The sequence below is a fragment of the Chryseobacterium taeanense genome (genome assembly GCF_900099685.1).
GTDB lineage: Bacteria > Bacteroidota > Bacteroidia > Flavobacteriales > Weeksellaceae > Chryseobacterium > Chryseobacterium taeanense.
Genome location: NZ_FNDW01000013.1, coordinates 1 through 19,097 on the forward strand (window position 1 = coordinate 1; position 19,097 = coordinate 19,097).

The 19,097-nt window shown below is 35.7% G+C and carries 12 protein-coding genes and 1 tRNA gene; 6 read left to right on the forward strand and 7 right to left on the reverse strand.

The window, feature by feature from the left end:
* A partial coding sequence (locus BLR30_RS15385) for a transposase (protein WP_317041398.1) occupies positions 1-183 on the forward strand: 183 nt, incomplete at its 5' end.
* Positions 184-497: 314 nt separating this feature from the next.
* On the opposite strand, the gene BLR30_RS15390 is transcribed toward BLR30_RS15385, so the two are convergent.
* The 3 genes from BLR30_RS15390 to BLR30_RS15400 form a co-directional block, all read right to left on the reverse strand.
* A tRNA-Arg gene (locus BLR30_RS15390) sits at positions 498-571 on the reverse strand.
* 71 nt (positions 572-642) lie between these two features.
* Positions 643-2,403: a TonB-dependent receptor domain-containing protein gene (locus BLR30_RS15395; RefSeq protein WP_089860862.1), complete on the reverse strand. Its 1,761-nt coding sequence runs from the start codon at positions 2,401-2,403 to the stop codon at positions 643-645.
* Between the two features lie 106 nt (positions 2,404-2,509).
* A complete protein-coding gene (locus BLR30_RS15400) occupies positions 2,510-5,470 on the reverse strand; it encodes a tetratricopeptide repeat protein (RefSeq protein WP_089860864.1) in 2,961 nt (986 codons plus the stop codon).
* A gap of 252 nt (positions 5,471-5,722) precedes the next feature.
* Between BLR30_RS15400 and BLR30_RS15405 the strand changes: the two genes are divergently transcribed.
* Both BLR30_RS15405 and BLR30_RS15410 read left to right on the forward strand, forming a co-directional pair.
* Positions 5,723-7,393, forward strand: coding sequence for an APC family permease (locus tag BLR30_RS15405; protein WP_089860866.1), 1,671 nt, complete (start codon positions 5,723-5,725; stop codon positions 7,391-7,393).
* 114 nt (positions 7,394-7,507) lie between these two features.
* The gene (locus BLR30_RS15410) at positions 7,508-7,849 is read left to right on the forward strand and encodes an Mpo1-like protein (protein WP_089860868.1); all 342 of its coding nucleotides are present in this window, start codon (positions 7,508-7,510) and stop codon (positions 7,847-7,849) included.
* A 71-nt stretch (positions 7,850-7,920) separates the two neighbouring features.
* Here BLR30_RS15410 and BLR30_RS15415 read toward each other — a convergent pair whose 3' ends face one another.
* The 3 genes from BLR30_RS15415 to BLR30_RS15425 form a co-directional block, all read right to left on the reverse strand.
* Positions 7,921-9,942: a hypothetical protein gene (locus BLR30_RS15415; RefSeq protein ID WP_089860871.1), complete on the reverse strand. Its 2,022-nt coding sequence runs from the start codon at positions 9,940-9,942 to the stop codon at positions 7,921-7,923.
* Positions 9,943-10,193: 251 nt separating this feature from the next.
* On the reverse strand, positions 10,194-11,147 hold the full coding sequence (locus BLR30_RS15420) for an SPFH domain-containing protein (RefSeq protein ID WP_089860873.1): 954 nt from the start codon (positions 11,145-11,147) through the stop codon (positions 10,194-10,196).
* 102 nt (positions 11,148-11,249) lie between these two features.
* On the reverse strand, positions 11,250-12,605 hold the full coding sequence (locus BLR30_RS15425) for a deoxyguanosinetriphosphate triphosphohydrolase (protein ID WP_089860875.1): 1,356 nt from the start codon (positions 12,603-12,605) through the stop codon (positions 11,250-11,252).
* A gap of 138 nt (positions 12,606-12,743) precedes the next feature.
* Here BLR30_RS15425 and BLR30_RS15430 point away from each other — a divergent pair, with 138 nt between their 5' ends.
* The 3 genes from BLR30_RS15430 to BLR30_RS15440 all read left to right on the forward strand — a co-directional run bounded on the left by BLR30_RS15430 (position 12,744) and on the right by BLR30_RS15440 (position 15,764).
* A complete protein-coding gene (locus BLR30_RS15430) occupies positions 12,744-13,481 on the forward strand; it encodes a DNA-formamidopyrimidine glycosylase family protein (RefSeq protein ID WP_089860877.1) in 738 nt (245 codons plus the stop codon).
* Positions 13,482-14,280: 799 nt separating this feature from the next.
* Positions 14,281-14,988 carry an AAA family ATPase gene (locus BLR30_RS15435; protein WP_089860879.1) on the forward strand — a complete coding sequence of 236 codons (708 nt, stop codon included), beginning with the start codon at positions 14,281-14,283 and terminating at the stop codon, positions 14,986-14,988.
* Between the two features lie 389 nt (positions 14,989-15,377).
* Positions 15,378-15,764 (forward strand): MmcQ/YjbR family DNA-binding protein, encoded by a 387-nt coding sequence (locus tag BLR30_RS15440; RefSeq protein WP_175443675.1) that lies wholly within the window; start codon positions 15,378-15,380, stop codon positions 15,762-15,764.
* Between the two features lie 339 nt (positions 15,765-16,103).
* Here BLR30_RS15440 and gcvP read toward each other — a convergent pair whose 3' ends face one another.
* Positions 16,104-18,962, reverse strand: a complete 2,859-nt coding sequence (gene gcvP / locus BLR30_RS15445) for an aminomethyl-transferring glycine dehydrogenase (RefSeq protein ID WP_089860883.1) — start codon at positions 18,960-18,962, stop codon at positions 16,104-16,106.
* Positions 18,963-19,097 lie beyond the last annotated feature (135 nt).

The following is a 19,097-nucleotide window of genomic DNA, read 5'->3' on the forward strand; positions in this document are numbered from 1 at the left end:
ATTGAAACCATAAATGACGAATTGAAAAATCATTGTCAGGTTGAGCACACCAGACACCGAAGTGTGAACAATTTTATAATAAATATTTTGGGAGGGCTAACAGCATATTGTTTCTTTCCAAAGAAACCGTCACTCAACTTGAAAAAGGTAAATGACGGTCAACTATTTTTAAAATTTGCTTAAACCGAACTCAGGTTAAATTAACAATTAATAAACAAAATATTTATATTATCACAGATCAGAATCAGGATGTTATCAATCAGCTTTCGGCAAACGAGCTAGCTCATCTCTGGTGATGAAACAGCCAGATCAATTCGGATGGCACAGAAGACGCAGTGATGCTGACGGAAACCTTGGCGATGTACATGGAAATGATGCTTTACAAAAAGATGTATGAAAAAGGAAATTAATAGATTGTTCAAATTAAAACAACTATAAACCCAATAACAATAAAAAAAAGGGAAAAATCACCGATAAAAGTGACTTTTCCCTTATAGTGACCCCGGAGGGATTCGAACCCCCAACCGTTGGAGCCGAAATCCAATATTCTATCCAGTTGAACTACGGAGTCATTATATAAATGATAATTGATGAATTATAAACGATGTAATCACTCATCAATCATCATTTATCAATTATATTTTAGAATGTAATCTTCACACCACCTAAAATCTGCGCGCCAAGGACTTTATACCCTTTATACGTTTGATATTTTGAGTTCAGAAGATTATTTCCGAGTGCGAAAATACTGAAATTTTTGTGAATTTTATACTCTGCTGATAAGTTTAAATCAGCATAACCCCCAACTTTATCATTGGTATCTTCGGTTGATTGGTAGATCATAGGACTTCCAACTCCCTCAAGCACAAATGAATTCGTCGTTCTGTCGCTGGCAAAAATCCCTTTAAAACCAAGCATTAATTTTTGATCTAACATCGTATATTTTGCACCGATTGATGCTGTAACAAGAGGTACATTATAGATATCCGAGTAGTTATCCAGATCAAATTTGGTAAATTTTACTTCCGTATCCAGAACCAGATTAGCTAATGGAAAATATTGCAAGCTTCCTTTGATGTCTCCAACATTTCCGTTATCATAAACTGCTGAAAAAGTATTTGCATAGTTATAAGCAGAACGGTTAACCGAAGTATAATCAAACAAATCATTGGCTCTGAAGAACATCATATCTCTCATTTTTCCATATCCGGCAGAAACATCATATTTAAACATCTCATCTACATCACCTCTCAAACCTACATAAAAATGATATTGGGTCTCTGTTGGTCTCAGATATTGATCTGATACAATGAATGGATTCTGTTGTAATAAATCAGCATAAGTATTCAGTTTCAGGCCACCGTCTACTCCACCGTAAAATTTAAATTCATCAGCTGCCGCATATTGAAATTCAGCCTGCGGAAACCAATAGGTTTTATTATTTTTCATCTGCTCAGGTATCATATCGTTCTGATTTTTTGAGTTCAGAAACGCAAATGAAGAACCTAATGTCAAATAAGATTCTCCTTTTCTGAAAGTCACTTTCGGAGCAAGATTCAGATTAACAAAATTAGATGAGTTTTTATTTAGGATTGCAAATTCACTTTTTACAGCATCAAGTCCAACTCCCAGATCAGCATTCAGATTAATTCCTGATTTACCTATTTCCACCGCATGTTTAGACAAGTTCGCAAGTATGGAAACCTGATTTTCCTGTGCATCAAAATGATCTTTTAGAAAAGATGATTTCACTCGTACATCATTCAGGATTTCATTAGAATAAAAATCATAATACCCATTTACCTTAAACTGATTAACTCTTTGATCCAGATCAACATCTCCCGGCTGCATCGCATAAATCCCGTAATAGTTATAGCTGTTTAATCCGTATTCAGCATTCAAATTAAACTTTCCTTTGTCTCCATAAGAATTCAGAAAGGCTCCCAATGTCGTAGAACTTTGTTTGGAATCCCAGTCATATTCTTTTTTAAGCCCTTGTGTTGAAAGAAAATGCGCGTCGGCACCCACTTCAATTTTATTTTCAAGGGTTTTGGAAATATTGGCATCACCTAGAATTTTACCGTAATTTCCCATTCCGAACTGGATGTAATTGTTCTGTGCCGAACCTTCAAATTTCGGTGTCACATCCTGCCCTTGGATGGTAGACGTTTTAAAATCTGAAACAGCAGGAACATCCGTAATATTATATTGTACAGGATTCTGCGACTTTTCTTCCGGCGGATAGTTTTTAATAGTTTCCACCGAAGTTTTCTTTTTCTCGATTTTCTTTACTTCCGGTTCTCTTTTTTTATTAAGAATCAGTTTTTCTTCTTTGATCTGAGAGAAAGCCACCGACGAAAACCCTAAAAATATGATAGATAATAATTGAATTCTTTTATTCATTACTTTTCTGTATTAATGTAACAATTTAATAATGTAGCAATCCAGCAATGTAATTCAGCCCGAATTGGTAAACTGGTACATTGATAAATTGGTAAACTATAATATTTTACTTTTTAATTTGTTTTTTAACCTCTTTTGCTTCTGCTACGATTTCAGGGAAATCTTTATAATTCTCGATAATCTGATCGCAGGTATAGCTTGCCTGATAATTATCTTTTAATCCAACATAATTCTTGGCCATTAACACAAGCGCTTTAGCACCCCAATATTCTTCTGAGGAGTAATTATTGGCGAGCTTGAAGATCGTTTCGTTGGAAGATTTAAATGCTTTTGCCTTATTCTGATAGAAAGCTTTTGCATAAAGCGATTCTGCAGCAACTTCCGTATTAGAAGACTTTTCAAGGGCAGCATAAGCCGTTTGTGCATCTTTATCTTTTCCTGAATTCATTAGACTTCTTGCCTTAATTACTTTTGCGGTTTCAATTACTGCCGCAGAATTTTTACTGTTGGCAATTACCGCATCTGCAAGTTTTTCTGCCTGAGCAAAATTCTTTTCATCAGCATATAATTTCATCAACTCTACATTTGCGTAATTTTTAACATTAATGTCTGAAGAGTTTTTGATATTCTCTAAATATTTTCTGGCTTCTGTCGTATCACCCTGAGCGATATAAATCTGAGCTAAACGTGTCTGTGCATCATCCTGATAATCATTCTGTACGTTGCCCACTTCCTGTAAAACCAACAGTGCTTTGGTTGTATTTTTCGTCTGATAATAACTTTCACCCAGCTCATATTTCGCCTGGTAAAGACCTTCACCCGTAGGGTTTTGAGTTAAATATTTCTCGTAGTAAGAAATTGCATTTTTATAGTCTTTCTTAGCGAAATACTGTTTTGCCGTAGAAAGGTTAATCTCATCAATTTCCGCAGCATCGATATTAACCCCGATATTTCTGGCAAAATTCTCATAACCTGTAACATCACCATTTTTGGTAAAAATAGGTTTGGCAGCCTGCACTATTTTATCAGCGTAAGGTGTATTTCTGTATTGCTCACCAAGGGATCTTAATTCAGATAAAGCCTTATCGCTTTGGTTTTGGTCAATATAATTCTGAGCCCTGTAAATAGAAGCATTCGCCACAAGATCTTTGTCAGATGATGTTTTAATCACTTTAGCAAAGAAATCATTCGAGTTGGCAAAATCATCCTGAGCTGCGTATGCTGTTCCGATTTCGTATTGAGCATCATCATAATAGTCGGAATCCGGATATTTGGATAAAAGACTTTTTAGATTGGAAATCTTTGCCTGTGTATCACCTTTAAATCCTAACGCCATTGCTTTCTGATACAGCGTATAATCCGTAGCATCTTCATTTTTTTCGTAGATGGCAATGGCTTCATTCAGATTATTGTTGGCATAATTAATATCTGCAAGACGAAGCTCGGCATCATTTTTAAATTCAGGCTTCGGATTTTTCAGGTATTGTGTAAAATATTGTTCTGCCTGATCGAATTTCTTAGATTTAAAATACGCATATCCCAGATCGTAAGGCAATTGCTGCTTCTCAGGGAAGTTTTCATTTAAAAGCTTTTCATAACGTGCTATCGCAGAAGGATAATTCCCTTTCTGGTAATACACCTGCCCTAGCCAATATAACGCTCTGTTATTGAATTCCTTATTAATATTAAATCCTAAACTTCTCAGAAAATACTGTTCTGCTTCATCGTAATTTCCTTTGTTGAATTCTTCCGTTCCTAATAAATAAGAAACTTCCTGATCAATTTTGTCGATTTCAGGAGATGAATTCTGAAGCCTGTCAATAGCATTCAGCGTTTCTTTATAATTACCGGAATACAGATAAGATTTCACCAGAAGTGATCTCATTTCTGAAGCGTTGGTATTCGGATTTTCGTTAATGTAATTCTGAATTACCGTTGAAGCACTTTCAAACGGGTTTCCGATATCGTAGCTTAATTTGGCATACTGCTCATGAGCAAGCTTTTTCACCTTCGGATCATAATTCATCTGGTACGACGAACGGAATGCCGAAAGCGCTTCCTGCTTTTTATCAACAGCAAGGTATGCATTTCCCAATTGGTAATAAGCATTCTGAGCCAGCGCAGAATTGCTGTTCAGCAACTGATTGTAATACGAAACCGCTTCATCATATTTTTTAAGCTGAGCCGCTACAAATCCCATTTCGTACAAATCATTTTCCGAAGGATTCTGCTGAACGCTCAAATAATCTTTCAAATGAGGATATGCTGAAGTATAATCACCCTGCATAAAATAACTCTCACCGATGATTTTATGTACTTCTGCTTTGTAGCCTTCCGAAATATCTTCATTCAACAAAGCGTTTCCTTCTGAAATTGCTTTGTCGTAATCCTTATCATTATAATACATCTGAACGTAATACGGACGAACGAGTTTTGAATATTTCGGCTGATCTTTTACAGAATCAAAATACTGGAACGCTTTATCATTCTGCCTGTCGGAATAATATAAATGTCCGAGCATATAGGCAATATCTCCTTTTTGGGATTCATCAGCTGTTTTATAAGCTTCTTCCAGCGCATCGGTTGCCCCTTTGGAATCTCCCATCATAAATTTTGCATATCCTAATTTTAGAACATACTGTGTATTTTCTTCTTTGGAAAGCTGATACTGATTCACTTTTTTAAGTGTTTCAAGCGCTTTTTGAAAATCTTTTTTAGCTAAATAATAATCAGCCAATGGCAAATTTGCCTGTGCAAAATAAGCCGAATTCGGATATTCTTTGATAAAAGCGGTTAAACCTTCCTCTGCATGATTTTTTTGGAGGATCACACCGATGACGTTATCAAAAAATTGCGCCGCTTCCTGTCTCGACCTCGACAAATTCTGGTTGTAGAAATATTGTCTGGCATATTCGTATTGAGAAGCGTTGTATATTTTGGTCTGATAAAGATTTTCAGCGAGATTAAATCTGTAGTCTTCTTTTTGGGTGAAGTATTGAGACTGCTGTGCATCGGAGATTCCGAAATAGAACACCGCAGCTGCTAAGAGTATTTTTCTTGATTTCATTAATTTTAAATTTTAAAACGTTTAAGACTGAAAATCAGGTCTTGGATATTTAAAATTCTGCGGAAAAATTATCCACAATCCATCAACGAAAATATTGAAAAGATATTGTATATACAAGCGTTTTAACACATTGTTAATATGTGGATAATTTTTTAAGACTTCTTAACTTTTCCGTAAGAAACCTTAAGAAAACCCCAATTATTTCAGATAAATAATTACATTTGCTTTTTTCAAATCAAATAAAAAAATTGAATGAGTCAGCTTTTTAAAAGAAAAATTTATTCAGAATCAGATACATCCACGAGTTTGCATAGGGTCCTGGGTGTTTGGGATATCGTATTTTTTGGTATTGCGGCAATTATTGGTGCAGGAAGTTTCAGCAGTTTGGGAGAGGCCGTTTTCCGGGGAGGGCCGGGAGTAATTCTCTTATATTTGATTTGTGGTTTTGCCTGTGGATTTACGGCGCTTTGCTATGCCGAATTTGCCAGTAGAATTCCTACTGCGGGTTCTGCCTATACCTACGCTTATGCCAGTTTTGGGGAGCTTATCGCATGGATTATCGGCTGGGCACTGATTATGGAATATTCCTTTGGTAATATTTATGTAGCCTTTTCCTGGTCCGATTATTTTACCAGTTTTCTGGGACGTATGGGAATGCATGTTCCCGATTACCTAACCTGCAGCTATACGGAAGCCAAAAAAGCTTTCATGAGCGGCTCCGAAAACAAAGAGCTGATCGGCGCATGGAAGAATGCACCGTTAATAGGAAACTTAAAATTTATTGTCGATGTACCTGCGTTGGTCATTAATGGATTGATTACGTGGCTTTGTTATGTAGGCGTTAAAGAAAGTAAAAATTTCAATAATGTTTTAGTGATCCTAAAATTAGCTGTAGTTGCTTTGGTTATACTGGTAGGCTTTGCTTACATCAATACAGATAACTGGACACCGGTAAATCCAGAAACACAGGTTGCCTCTTTTATGCCGAACGGCTTTGCGGGCGTTATGAGTGCAGTTTCGGGAGTATTCTTCGCTTATATCGGCTTCGATGCATTAAGTGTACTTTCTGAGGAAACTAAAGATCCGCAAAGAACATTACCTAAAGGAATGATTATTTCCCTGGTGTTGTGTACTGTTATTTATATCGCTTTAACTTTAGTGTTAACGGGAATGGTAGATTACAGGAAATTCGACGGTGTCGGGGATCCGCTTTCTTTTATCTTTGAAAAATCTAATGCTAATGTTGCCTGGATGGAACTTGTGGTTTCTTTTGTTGCCATTGTTGCCATCACAACGGTATTATTGGTATTCCAGATGGGACAACCGAGAATATGGTACGCAATGAGCCGTGATGGGTTGATGCCTCAAAAATTTCAGACAGTACATCCTAAATACAAAACACCCTCATTTGCAACGATTATTACAGGAATTGTAGTAGGTGTTCCCATTTTATTCACGGATAAAAGTTTCATCCTTGATTTTACAAGTATAGGAACTATTTTCGCTTTTGTATTGGTATGTGCTGGTGTTTTAATGCTTCCTGCAAAAGAAAAATTAAAGGGCAGATTTCATCTTCCTTATATTAATGGTAAAATCATTTTCCCGGTTATTTTTATTGGTGGACTGATCGGATTTTATTTATGGCAACCTGATTTTTTCCACACATTGATGGACTGGAAAGATCCGAAAGAAGGGGAATTCAGAGCATCCATATTTTTCTTTATACTGATTAATCTGGTTCTTTGTATTCTTACTTTTATTAAAAACTTTTCATTAATTCCATTAGCAGGCTTAAGCTCTTGTTTATACCTTTTGACAGGAATGAGTCATGACAACTGGTTTTGGTTTGGACTGTGGTTTGCGATAGGACTGATTATTTACTTCTGCTACGGATACAGAAACAGCAAGCTCAGAAAAGCTTAATTTAAACAATATAAAGCCGGATCTCAATATTGAATCCGGCTTTTTCTATTTTATAGAACTTCAAATTGGCGAACTTATTGCTTAGTTTTTTTTATAATGTAAACTATAAATGCCATGTCTGATAGAATAAAAACATTTAGCGAGTTTTACCGCTTCTACCTCACTGAACACAGTAAAATGGGAACCCGAATTTTTCATTTCATTGGAACTTTATTGGTGTTTTTTGTAATTGGTTATGTGATAAGTTCCGGGAAAGAGCGATTTTTATGGTACGTACCGATATTTGGATACGGCTTTGCCTGGTTCAGCCATGCTGTGATTGAAAAAAATAAACCGGCTACATTTCGCTATCCGCTTTGGTCACTGATTTCGGATTTCAGACTTTTCTTTGAACTTTTAATTGGCAAGCAGAAATTCACGGGAATTCCGGTTCAGAAAAAAACGGAAGAGATTTAAAGCTTTTTACCATTAATAAATTACGGCGGGTTTGCTTTGCAAACCCGCCGTAATATTTCAAAAAATCATATTTACTTGAATCTTTTCTTAAAATTAAATTTCAGCATATTCATTAATCCCGGTTCGATAATATCAATTCCCAAACCGAAATTGCTGTCAGCAACCTGATGATGGTCTGTGCGGAATTTTTCAAATTCATCCTGCGGAATTTCAAGATTCACAAGAGGATTAAATTCAATATAAACTGTCGCACCATTTTTATTTATTTTCTTGCGGCTTTTGAAATCAAAATAGGGATTAGTGATCGTACTTTCCTGAACCGTATATTTTTCTTCCGTATCGATTTTCTGATCGGTGTATAAATTAATCTCATACTTTTCACTGTCGAAATTATGCCAGAAAGGAAGATCTTTGTGCATAAAATCTCTTGCACTTGCTTTCACAACATTGCGATCAAAATACATCAGAAAACGATTATTTTTAGGATCAACAAAATATGGATTTTCTATGGTAGCATTGTATTGAATCCTGAATTCATTCAATTTTTTATCATCACTGATAATGTCAATTGCCGCATCTTTAAAGATATTTCTTACGTCTGTTCCATTTCTGTCATTAGAATAATTCAGGCTGTAAAAAAGGAAATTATTCCAGTTGTCAATCACTTCTCTTTTGTTGGTGTTTTTAAAATATCTTCTCATGGCATTGGCACGATTTCCTTTATAGGTCGTCGTTAACACTAACTTTCCCGTAGTATTCTTTACATTGAAGTCTACTTTTTCATCTACACAGAAATAAGGATAACGGTACGGCTTTCTTTCCTTTAATTCCTGATTAGGTTTTACTTCAAGATAATGCATAAAGTAAATGAAACCTCGATTTTCTAGCAAACCAAACTCATCTCGAATGGTAGCATCTATAAAATAATCTTCTCCTTTATGATTGATCTTTACAATAGCATGATTAAACGTCAGCAAAGACGGAAGATAATATTTAATGTAAAAATCTGTATGGAAATTCACCAGCACAATAGAAGCTTCTACGCCTATATAATCCAGAATAACTTTTAAAAGAACCGATTTAGCCTTACAGTCGCCCTGCTTATTTTCGTAGGTAATGGCAGGAGCTTGCGGTTTATGTCCATTCATTTCGTCGGCATTGAAAATATAATAGATATTATTCTGAACATACTCAATGGCAAACTGAATCTTCTCCTCATGATCTGGTATGGAATCCAGTTTTTCGACAAGATCGGGGGCAAAGTCCTTCAATGAAGCCTGACTAAAAATCTCATCATATACAGACGTAATATAATTAGAAAGATCAAGCCAGTTACTATCCGTTGCAAAATCTATAAAAGGAAATATCTCACGGCTGGCATCTACCGGATTGATATAGTTTTTCTCTTCAAAAATGAATTTTTCACCCTTTTGCAGATAGTGAACTTCCGGTTTTAGAAGATTCCCATTTTCATCCCTGAAAAATATTTTTTTACAGGCGATCTTCTGATTTCTTTCATTGATAAAGGTAAATTTGTAACTTCCGTACGCCCAGTAATTGTCCGGACTTACCCAAACATATTTGGAGAATTCTTTCCTTAAGAAATCACGTTCAGTGAAGGGTTTCACTCTTGAATCTTCAAGGATCAGAATATCGTACAGACGCAAATCCTTTATGGTAATATTGATTTTTTTGTTACTGCTTAATATTCCGCCACTACTGTGATTCTCATTGTCGAAAACTTTGATTTTTGTATCCGGAATTTTATCAATTAAAACGCCATCTCTAAAAACACAGATCCTGTGAATATTATAGATTTCATTTTCTTCAACGACGATATCAGAAACAGAAGCTCTTTCTAAATTTGCCGGTTCATTTAAAGTATAAGCCATACAAACATACTCACTGTTTTCCGTATTGCTTGTATGGTATTTTTTATCTAAAAAATAGCAGAAATCTTTTCCTTCGTTGTTTTGCTGTCTGGCAAAATCAGAATCCTGTATTTTGTTTATCAGTTCCTGATCGTCGATATTGCCTGCCCATTCTTCCGGTTTTCGGATTCTGTAATTTTCAATTTCAATCTGATTGTCCATATACTATTACTATTTTGTATTTTCGGTGTAAAAAGGAAAGTCAAATTAGCTATTTAAAAGCTAAAAAACAAGAGATACAGATGTTAAGATACCTTAAAACTGTTGCTCAAAACTGACTTTTCAGGGTTATGCTACATAAAAAATACCAAAATGAATTAGAGACACTTACTCCTGAAATTTTTACAAACTAACAATCTGATTAAATATATTTTAGATAAAAAAATAACCTCAGAAATTCTGAGGCTTTATTTTTAAAGGTCGCTATTTGTATTGTGGTTGTGATCCTTCGGCGGTTTAGGATAATTTCCTTTGGAAACCTCTCCTACCGTATTGGCAGCCGTCATGGCGACGACAAGATCATTCAGCATATTGCTTGCGGCAGTCGGTGAATTAGGCAATAATACCAGATTACTTCTATTGCTTGATCCTACAGAATGTAACGTATCATAATGCTGTGTTACAACAATTAATGCAGAAGCTTCATGAGAATTGATTTCAACGTTATTCAGCATTCTTACGGATTCTTCGAGACCTTTGGCGATTTCTCTCCTCTGATCTGCAATACCCTGCCCCTGAAGTTTTTTAGACTCTGCTTCAGCTTTTGCCACCGCAACAATTCTGATTCTCTGAGCTTCAGACTCGTATTCAGCGGCAGTTTTTTCTCTTTCAGCTGCATTGATTCTGTTCATGGCGTGTTTTACCTGCTCATCCGGATCAATATCCGTCACTAACGCTTTGATAATGTCGTATCCGTAGCTCTGCATAGCTTCCTGCAATTCTCCTTTTACAGCAATTGCGATATCATCTTTTTTTACGAAAACATCATCAAGTTTAAGTTTAGGAACTTCAGCACGAACTACATCAAAAACATACGAAGTGATTTGGTTTTCAGGATTTTCAAGGCGGTAATAAGCATCTCCGACCTGTGTTCTGATGACCTGATACTGAACAGATATTTTCATTTTAATGAAAACATTATCCAGTGTTTTGGTGTCAATCATTACATCCAATTGCTGAATTCTAAGATTCAGTCTTTTAGCTATCTGATCAATGATAGGCAACTTGAGATGAAGCCCTGAATGTTTTACAGCCTGAAACTTTCCGAAACGTTCGATAATTGCTGCGGTTTCCTGTTTTACGACGAAAAAAGAAGCAAATAAAATAATTAACCCGATAAAAATAATGGGTACTAAAAAAAGACTCATAGTTTTAATTTTTTAATATGAATTTGTATTCTTCATAAAGATATGGTTTTTAGTTTTAAGAGGAAAACCAACCGGAAGATTTGGCAATTCAAATTTTAAACGTTACATGGTCATTCCGATATCAATCCCTTTTATTTTCCGGTAAAGATCCGTAGCATAATTATCCGTCATTCCGGAAACGAAATCGATAATACCCAGAACTTTCTGATAATCGGTACCTTCCTTATAAACGAATTGCTGCGGAATGAGTTTTAAGGCTTTTTTATCATAAGATTTTCTTTCATCCTCGTGCTTCAGAATGGAGGGAATAAAGTGATCCAACAATTCATACATTACATTATAGCCGGCATTTTCAATTTCAACGACTGCTTTATGGTTGTATATTTTTTCAATGGAGAAGCTTTCAATATCCTGTAGTGTTGTATTTTCAGATTTATAAAGATCAAGAAGAGCTTTATCTAAATTACCTTGTAGAATTTTGTCAAAGTTCTGCTTATACATTTCCAATGATTTATTGATCAGGGCATTGATTACTTTAGCGCGAAGATACGAGATCTGTTCGTTTTCGTTTGAGATCGAACTGAGCTTGGATTCTATTCTTTTGACATCATCTGTTTCAGATTTTACCAGCTCAAAAAAAAGATTTTTACAGTCGGCGGTAGACACGATTCCCAGACGGTGCGCATCTTCCATATCAATAATATTATAGCATATATCATCAGCAGCTTCCACGAGCCACACAAAAGGATGTCTTTTAAAAATATGCGGCTCTTCACTTTCTGCAATCATATTCGTTTCTCTGGCAATTTCCAGGAAAATATCTTTTTCATTCTGAAAAAAACCGAACTTTTTCCGGTGAATAATCCCTTTTTTTCTGGCAATCGCTTCACAAGGATATTTGGCAATGCTGGACAAAGTAGAAAATGTAAGCTGAATTCCCCCGGCATCTTTCCCTTGCTGTTGTTGGGCTAAAACCCTTATTGCATTGGCATTTCCCTCAAAATTCATCAGATCCGCCCATTCTTTTTCATTGAATTTTGGTTTCAGATCCGTTTCATTTCGTTCAAAATAACTGGCAATCGCATCTTCTCCGGAATGTCCAAAAGCAGGATTTCCCACATCGTGGCAAAGGCAGGCAGCGGCAATTACGTTTCCTAAATTATGCAGGTAAAAGCTTTTTGCCTCTTCCGTAAGGTCATTCTTATACTGGTCGTGGATGAACTCTCCCATTACACTTCCAAGGCTTCGCCCTACTGATGAAACCTCCAGCGAATGCGTAAGACGATTATGCACAAAAACACTTCCCGGCAACGGAAAAACCTGAGTTTTATTCTGAAGCCTTCTGAAAGCTGATGAAAAAATAATTCTGTCAAAATCTCTCTGAAAATCCGTTCTTGAAGCTTTTGTATGCGGGTTGTTCCCTGTACGCTGATTCGTGAAAATCTGGTTTAAGTTCATCATGGTTCAAAATTAGTTCAAATTTTATTTTTTTCGGTTAAGTTCTCGCCATTTTTTATCAGAAACGTCGTCTTTATATTCTTCTTTTTTCACCCTTTTGTGGCAGAATTATTGTTATCTCGAATATAAAACAAGGTTATGCCAGAAGGTCCTTCCATATTATTAATGAAAGAAAGCATTCAGAAATTTGAAGGCGAAAAAGTTATTGAAGCAGGCGGAAATGCCAAAATAGATAAAGAAATCCTGACAGGCCGAACTTTAAAACAGATTAAAACTTTCGGAAAACAAACTTACCTTGTATTTGATGATGTCGCCGTAAGAATTCATCTTCTGATGTTTGGCTCACATAGTGTTGATGAACAAACAAAACCTGACCGACAACTAAGGTTATCATTAATATTTTCAAACGGCAGTATGTATTTTTACACCTGTAATGTAAAAATGGTAGACACCGAATTCCTGAAAAAGATCGACTGGGAAGCCGATGTCATGAGTGACAATTGGAAACCTTTAAAAGCAGAGAAAAAATTAAAGTCAAATCCGGAGATGATGGTCTGCGATGCTTTGATGGATCAGGATATTTTTTCGGGAGTGGGAAACATCATTAAAAATGAAGTTTTGTTCAGAATCGGAGTACAGCCCGAAAGCCTTTTAGGTAAAATGCCGCCTAAAAAGATTAAAGAACTCATTAAAGAAGCCAGAAACTACAGTTTCGATTTTCTGGAATGGAAACGGGATTTTACTCTCAAAAAACACTGGAAAGCACATACTAAAAAAATCTGCCCAAAATGCGGAGAAAACCTCATCAAAAAACAGACAGGCAAAGGTAAAAGAAGAAGTTTTTACTGTGAAATCGATCAGGAATTATATCAATAATCTTTTATTACCAGTTTATTAATAAATATTCAGATCTTTAATAATCATTAGATTTTACCACATACAACTTACACATTTACAATACATTCAATATCAAAAACAGTTAAATACTTTTCACCATAAAAGGATTAAACATTAAATTTTGTTAATATTTGACTATTTTAATCAAAATAAAGTGATATAAATCATGTCTTCTTTGATGCTATGCGATGCATTTTGATTATTAAGTCTCGAACACATAACACTATCTATTGAAATATTATCAAAATTTTAAACTAATATTGAAAAATTCATAAATAAATTTTGAAGTTTGTATTAAATTTATGTAAACATATTTTAGCCCAAAAGTTAACCCCAAGCACATACAACACTGATATACATCATATTTATTTCTTTGGGATGTCATTTTATTGTCGTAATATTGCAATGTCAAATCAACAATAATTAATCAAATAATTAAAAATACAATAAAATGATCGCTTACATCGGAATCGCAACATGTTTAGTAGTTTTTACTTCTTATTTTGCAACAGTAAAAAGAGAACAAAGAAACTAATCTCAAATTCTGCAGCTTAATTTTCAGCCTAAGAATACACAAATGAATTATATTGTTTATGTTTTCAATCTTTAACAGATTGACTGCTCTTTTACTCAGCGCGAGTAAAAGGGCATAAAAAACATAAAACAATCTACACTAAGGACAATTTTTAATTTTTATAATAGCCGATTGAGTCGAACATCTTTTTGTTCGGCTTTTTTGTTGAATAAACTTTTATCTTTGCAATAAATTTCCCAGCACATGAATCTCTACAACCTTATTATCCAGGACAAAGAAGAAATATCCCTTAACGACGTATTCCTGGAAGCCCATAATAAGGAACAGCTGACTCAGCTTATCAAAGAAAACAACTACGCGACAGAATTGCAGAAATACGGACTACCGGTAAACAACAAAGTCCTTCTTGAAGGCAGTTCTGGCTGCGGAAAAACCATGACCGCGAAAGCAATTGCCAATGCATTAGGAAAAAATATTATTATTCTTAACCTCAGCAATATCGTTTCGTCGCGGATCGGTGAGACTTCCCAAAACATTAAAATGATTTTCGACAAAGCAGCAAGAGAAAGATCCGTCCTTTTTCTGGATGAGCTCGACCAGATCGGGAAAGCAAGAGGCAGCGATGATAAAGATGTCGGCGAAATGAGAAGGCTCGTCAATACACTGATACAACTCATCGATTATTATCCTGAAAACGCACTTCTTTTGTGCGCTACCAATCATCCTGAAATTATTGATACCGCTCTGATCAGACGCTTTCAACTTAAAATTAAATATGAAATGCCATCTAAAGAGTTTCTGGATCAGTTTTACGAAAATATTCTGTTAAAATTCCCGGAAGATCTCAGGAGTATTGAACGGAAATATGAAATTTCTTTTGCGGAGGCAAAGGATCATGCTTTTACGGTTGTTAAAAACAATTTAATTAAAAAATTAGAAAGTCAGTTTTAATATTAAACTTGTTTAAACTAATTTCAGAATTAACCGCAAAAGTTACAAAAGATAATCACAATGAAATGATTAGTATATTTAAAGTTTTCAAAAGAATAAAAATCGAAGATTTTTTCAAGCTATTGTAACCTTTTTCATTTGTAATTATCAACTTTAAATAAAAGTTGAGCTCGTCTTTTGCAACTTTTGCGGTTATATAAAAGTTTAAACAGCCATATTGATAATCAAAATATTTTATAGATAAACTTTCAAGATTTTAAAGCGCTGCAAGATTCCGTCCAATCAGCTTAGTTCATAGATTCAGCATTAGTTCAGACTCTCTATCCGGAAAAAAAACTATCATTATTCATACTATTTTTTTTAAATTTAGCATGAATCACGGTAAGGATATGAAAAACAAAATACAACACTTTGACCCTAAAGATTTTGAAGCGGTAAAAAATATAGCCCTGAATTTTCCCGGAGCAGAAGAGAGCATTTCACATGAAGGAACACCTTCCGTAAAAGTCCGTGGAAAACTAATGTGCAGACTTCATGACAGCGGAGAGTTCATCCCGGTACGCCTGGATTTTGAAATACGAGACCATTATCTGGAACGATATCCGGAAATCTTTCACCTGCCAGACCATTTTAAACCCTACCCTTACCTCTGCATGTGGACCTATCATTATGATAAAAAATTACTACATGAAATCCTTGAGCTGAGCTGGAAAGGCCTTGCCACAAAAAAGCAGATTAGCGAATATGAAGCAGAGAAAAAAAATAATGGTCTTTGAAGTAACCGATAAAACAACATGACAGGTCCGTTAATTGTTTTAATAACTAATCCAACTTATCATAAACAGTATTCAGGCATTCAGTTGAGATTATCAGGCAGTTCGTTATTACGTTTAAGCGTTTAGATAAGACCATCAACTACTTCGAAGAAACGATCAACCGTTCCGAAGAGACAATCAACTGTTCCGAAGAAGCAATCAACTACTCCGAAGAAGCGTTCAACCAGTCCGAAGAGGCAATCAAGTACAATTTATTATATTTCAGCACTTTACTCAAATACAAAAAAAATCCCTCTCATTACTGAAAGGGATTCATATTATATAATTTAAAAACTTTAATTACATATAAGCTTCAATCGGCTCACAAGTACAAACTAAGTTTCTGTCTCCATACGCTTCATCAACTCTTGAAACAGAAGCAAAGAATTTGTGATCTCTCACCCATTCCAATGGATAAGCTGCTTTCTCTCTGCTGTAAGGTTTATCCCAAGAATCAGAGATAACGATCTGTTCTGTATGAGGTGCGTTTTTCAATACGTTATTGGTCGCATCAGCTTCACCGTTGGCGATCTCATCAATTTCATGTTTGATAGCGATTAACGCTTCTGCAAAACGGTCGATTTCTGCTTTGCTTTCAGATTCTGTAGGCTCAATCATCAATGTTCCGGCTACCGGGAAAGAAACCGTCGGCGCGTGGAATCCATAATCCATTAATCTTTTCGCCACGTCGGCTACTTCAATTCCTAAAGATTTGAATTGTCTGAAATCTACTATACATTCGTGCGCAACTTTTCCATTTTTGTTTGAATATAAAATAGGGAAATGCTCTGCTAATATTTCTTTTAAATAATTGGCATTCAAAATCGCGTGTTCAGTTGATTTTTTCAATCCTGAAGTTCCAAGCATTTTGATATAAGCGTAAGAAATATTAAGGATTAATCCGGAACCGTAAGGCGCTGCAGAAATACCCTCAATAGATTCTTTAGAACCAATTTTGATATTAGCGTTGGAAGGTAAGAATGGAACCAAATGTTTAGCCACGCAGATCGGACCAACACCAGGACCTCCGCCTCCGTGAGGAATCGCGAAAGTTTTGTGAAGATTCAGGTGACAAACGTCTGCACCGATGTTACCCGGACTTGTATATCCTACCTGAGCATTCATATTGGCACCGTCCATATAAACCTGTCCGCCATGTTCGTGAATTAAAGAAGTGATTTCTTTAATGTTGGCATCGAAGAATCCGTATGTTGACGGATAGGTAATCATTACACAAGCCAGATTTTCAGAATGTTGTTCTGTTTTAGCTTTTAAATCTTCAAAATCAATTTCTCCGTTTTCAAGGTTTTTCACCACAACGATTTTCATTCCTGCCATCGCTGCAGATGCAGGGTTTGTTCCGTGTGCCGACTGAGGAATCAATACAACGTTTCTGTGACCTTCGCCTCTTGAAATATGATATTGTCTGATTACCATTAATCCAGCATATTCTCCCTGTGCTCCTGAGTTTGGCTGAAGAGATGTTCCTGCAAAACCTGTGATTTCTGCTAAATCTTTTTCAAGTTCGCGGATCATTTCCTGATATCCTTCTGCCTGATTCACCGGTACAAACGGGTGAATAGCTCCCAAGTTTTCCCATGAAAGAGGAAGCATTTGAGTAGCAGCGTTCAGCTTCATCGTACAAGATCCTAAAGAAATCATCGAATGTGTCAATGATAAATCTTTTCTTTCAAGACGCTTGATGTAACGCATCAACTCTGTTTCCGTATGGTATTTGTTGAATACTTCTTCCGTAAGAATTTCGTCTTTTCTTAAATTTTCTTCCGGAATACTATATCCTTCTTTAATTTCTAATTTAAAAGTCTGCTTGTCTTTAAACTGAGCAAACGAAGCCATTAAATAATTCAATTTATCTAATGTGGTACTTTCATTGATTGCGATACTTACCACCCCTTCTGTGAAATAATTCAGATTGAGTTTATGATCCAGCATCATTCTCATCAGTCTTTTCTTATCTTCTTCGTTGATTGTAATTTTTACCGTATCAAAGATCGGCTCTTCAACAATGTCATATCCTAATGCTTTAAGTCCGCCTTTTAAAGCATTTGCTTTAAAATGGATTTGATCTGCGATATAGTTTAATCCTTTTGGACCGTGATAAACGGCATACATTCCTGCCATTACAGCCAGAAGAACCTGTGCCGTACAGATGTTGGAAGTTGCTCTTTCTCTTTTGATATGCTGTTCTCTGGTCTGTAAAGCCATTCTTAACGCACGTTTTCCGTACGCATCCTGGGAAACTCCAATAATTCTTCCCGGAATATCTCTCTTATAATCTTCCTTACAAGAGAAAAATGCTGCGTGAGGACCACCATATCCTAATGGAATACCGAATCTTTGCGTTGTACCTACTGCACAGTCGGCACCCATGGATGCCGGAGATTTTAGTTTAACCAAAGCCATTGGATCGCAGGCAACCACCACCTGAAGATCTAATTTCTTGTATTCAACAATATCTTCTGTATAATCTAAAACAATTCCATTTTTACCCGGATACTGCAACAGAACCCCAAAGTAAGAACCGTCAAGAGTATGTGTTTTGTGATCTCCTTCTACGATTTCGATCTCAAGACCTTCAGCTTTTGTTTTTAATACAGAAACGGTCTGAGGTAAAACAAGATCAGAAATGAAGAATTTGTTTGCTCCTGCTTTTTTCTGATCTTTTGTTCTGTTGTTGAAGAACATATGCATTGCTTCCGCAGCGGCTGTAGATTCATCTAATAACGAAGCGTTTGCCAAATCAAAACCTGTAAGATCACACACAACAGTCTGGAAATTAAGAAGAGCCTCTAATCTTCCCTGTGCTATTTCTGCCTGATAAGGAGTATAAGCGGTGTACCAGCTCGGGTTTTCAAAGATATTCCTCTGAATAGCCGACGGCAACAAGGTATTGTGATATCCAAAACCGATGTAGCTTGTATAATCAGTATTCTTTGCTGCCAGTTCTTTCGAATGGTTCAGCATTTCATATTCTGAAAGCGGTTCTGAAATTTCAAGATCTTTTTCTAAGCGGATAGAAGAAGGGATGGTTTGAGAGATAAGCTCTTCAATACTTGAAACGCCAATCTTTTCCAGCATTGCCTGTTTATCGGCTTCATTCATGGAAATGTGACGGCTCACAAACTGTTCTGTATTCATTTTTATTTATTAGATTTTGTTTGTAAAAAAGATTCGTAAAATTACGTTTTTTTAGAAAATTGTACAAGTAAATTGAAATCACACTAAAATCACACAATATATTCTATGTTATTCATAATTAATAGATTTTTATTA

Excerpts from the sequence above, each read along its gene's own strand:
- BLR30_RS15395 (WP_089860862.1), bottom strand. The coding sequence starts at position 2,403 with ATGAATAAAAGAATTCAATTATTATCTATCATATTTTTAGGGTTTTCG.
- BLR30_RS15400 (WP_089860864.1), bottom strand. The coding sequence starts at position 5,470 with ATGAAATCAAGAAAAATACTCTTAGCAGCTGCGGTGTTCTATTTCGGA.
- BLR30_RS15405 (WP_089860866.1), top strand. The coding sequence starts at position 5,723 with ATGAGTCAGCTTTTTAAAAGAAAAATTTATTCAGAATCAGATACATCC.
- BLR30_RS15410 (WP_089860868.1), top strand. The coding sequence starts at position 7,508 with ATGTCTGATAGAATAAAAACATTTAGCGAGTTTTACCGCTTCTACCTC.
- BLR30_RS15415 (WP_089860871.1), bottom strand. The coding sequence starts at position 9,942 with ATGGACAATCAGATTGAAATTGAAAATTACAGAATCCGAAAACCGGAA.
- BLR30_RS15420 (WP_089860873.1), bottom strand. The coding sequence starts at position 11,147 with ATGAGTCTTTTTTTAGTACCCATTATTTTTATCGGGTTAATTATTTTA.
- BLR30_RS15425 (WP_089860875.1), bottom strand. The coding sequence starts at position 12,605 with ATGAACTTAAACCAGATTTTCACGAATCAGCGTACAGGGAACAACCCG.
- BLR30_RS15430 (WP_089860877.1), top strand. The coding sequence starts at position 12,744 with ATGCCAGAAGGTCCTTCCATATTATTAATGAAAGAAAGCATTCAGAAA.
- BLR30_RS15435 (WP_089860879.1), top strand. The coding sequence starts at position 14,281 with ATGAATCTCTACAACCTTATTATCCAGGACAAAGAAGAAATATCCCTT.
- BLR30_RS15440 (WP_175443675.1), top strand. The coding sequence starts at position 15,378 with ATGAAAAACAAAATACAACACTTTGACCCTAAAGATTTTGAAGCGGTA.
- gcvP (WP_089860883.1), bottom strand. The coding sequence starts at position 18,962 with ATGAATACAGAACAGTTTGTGAGCCGTCACATTTCCATGAATGAAGCC.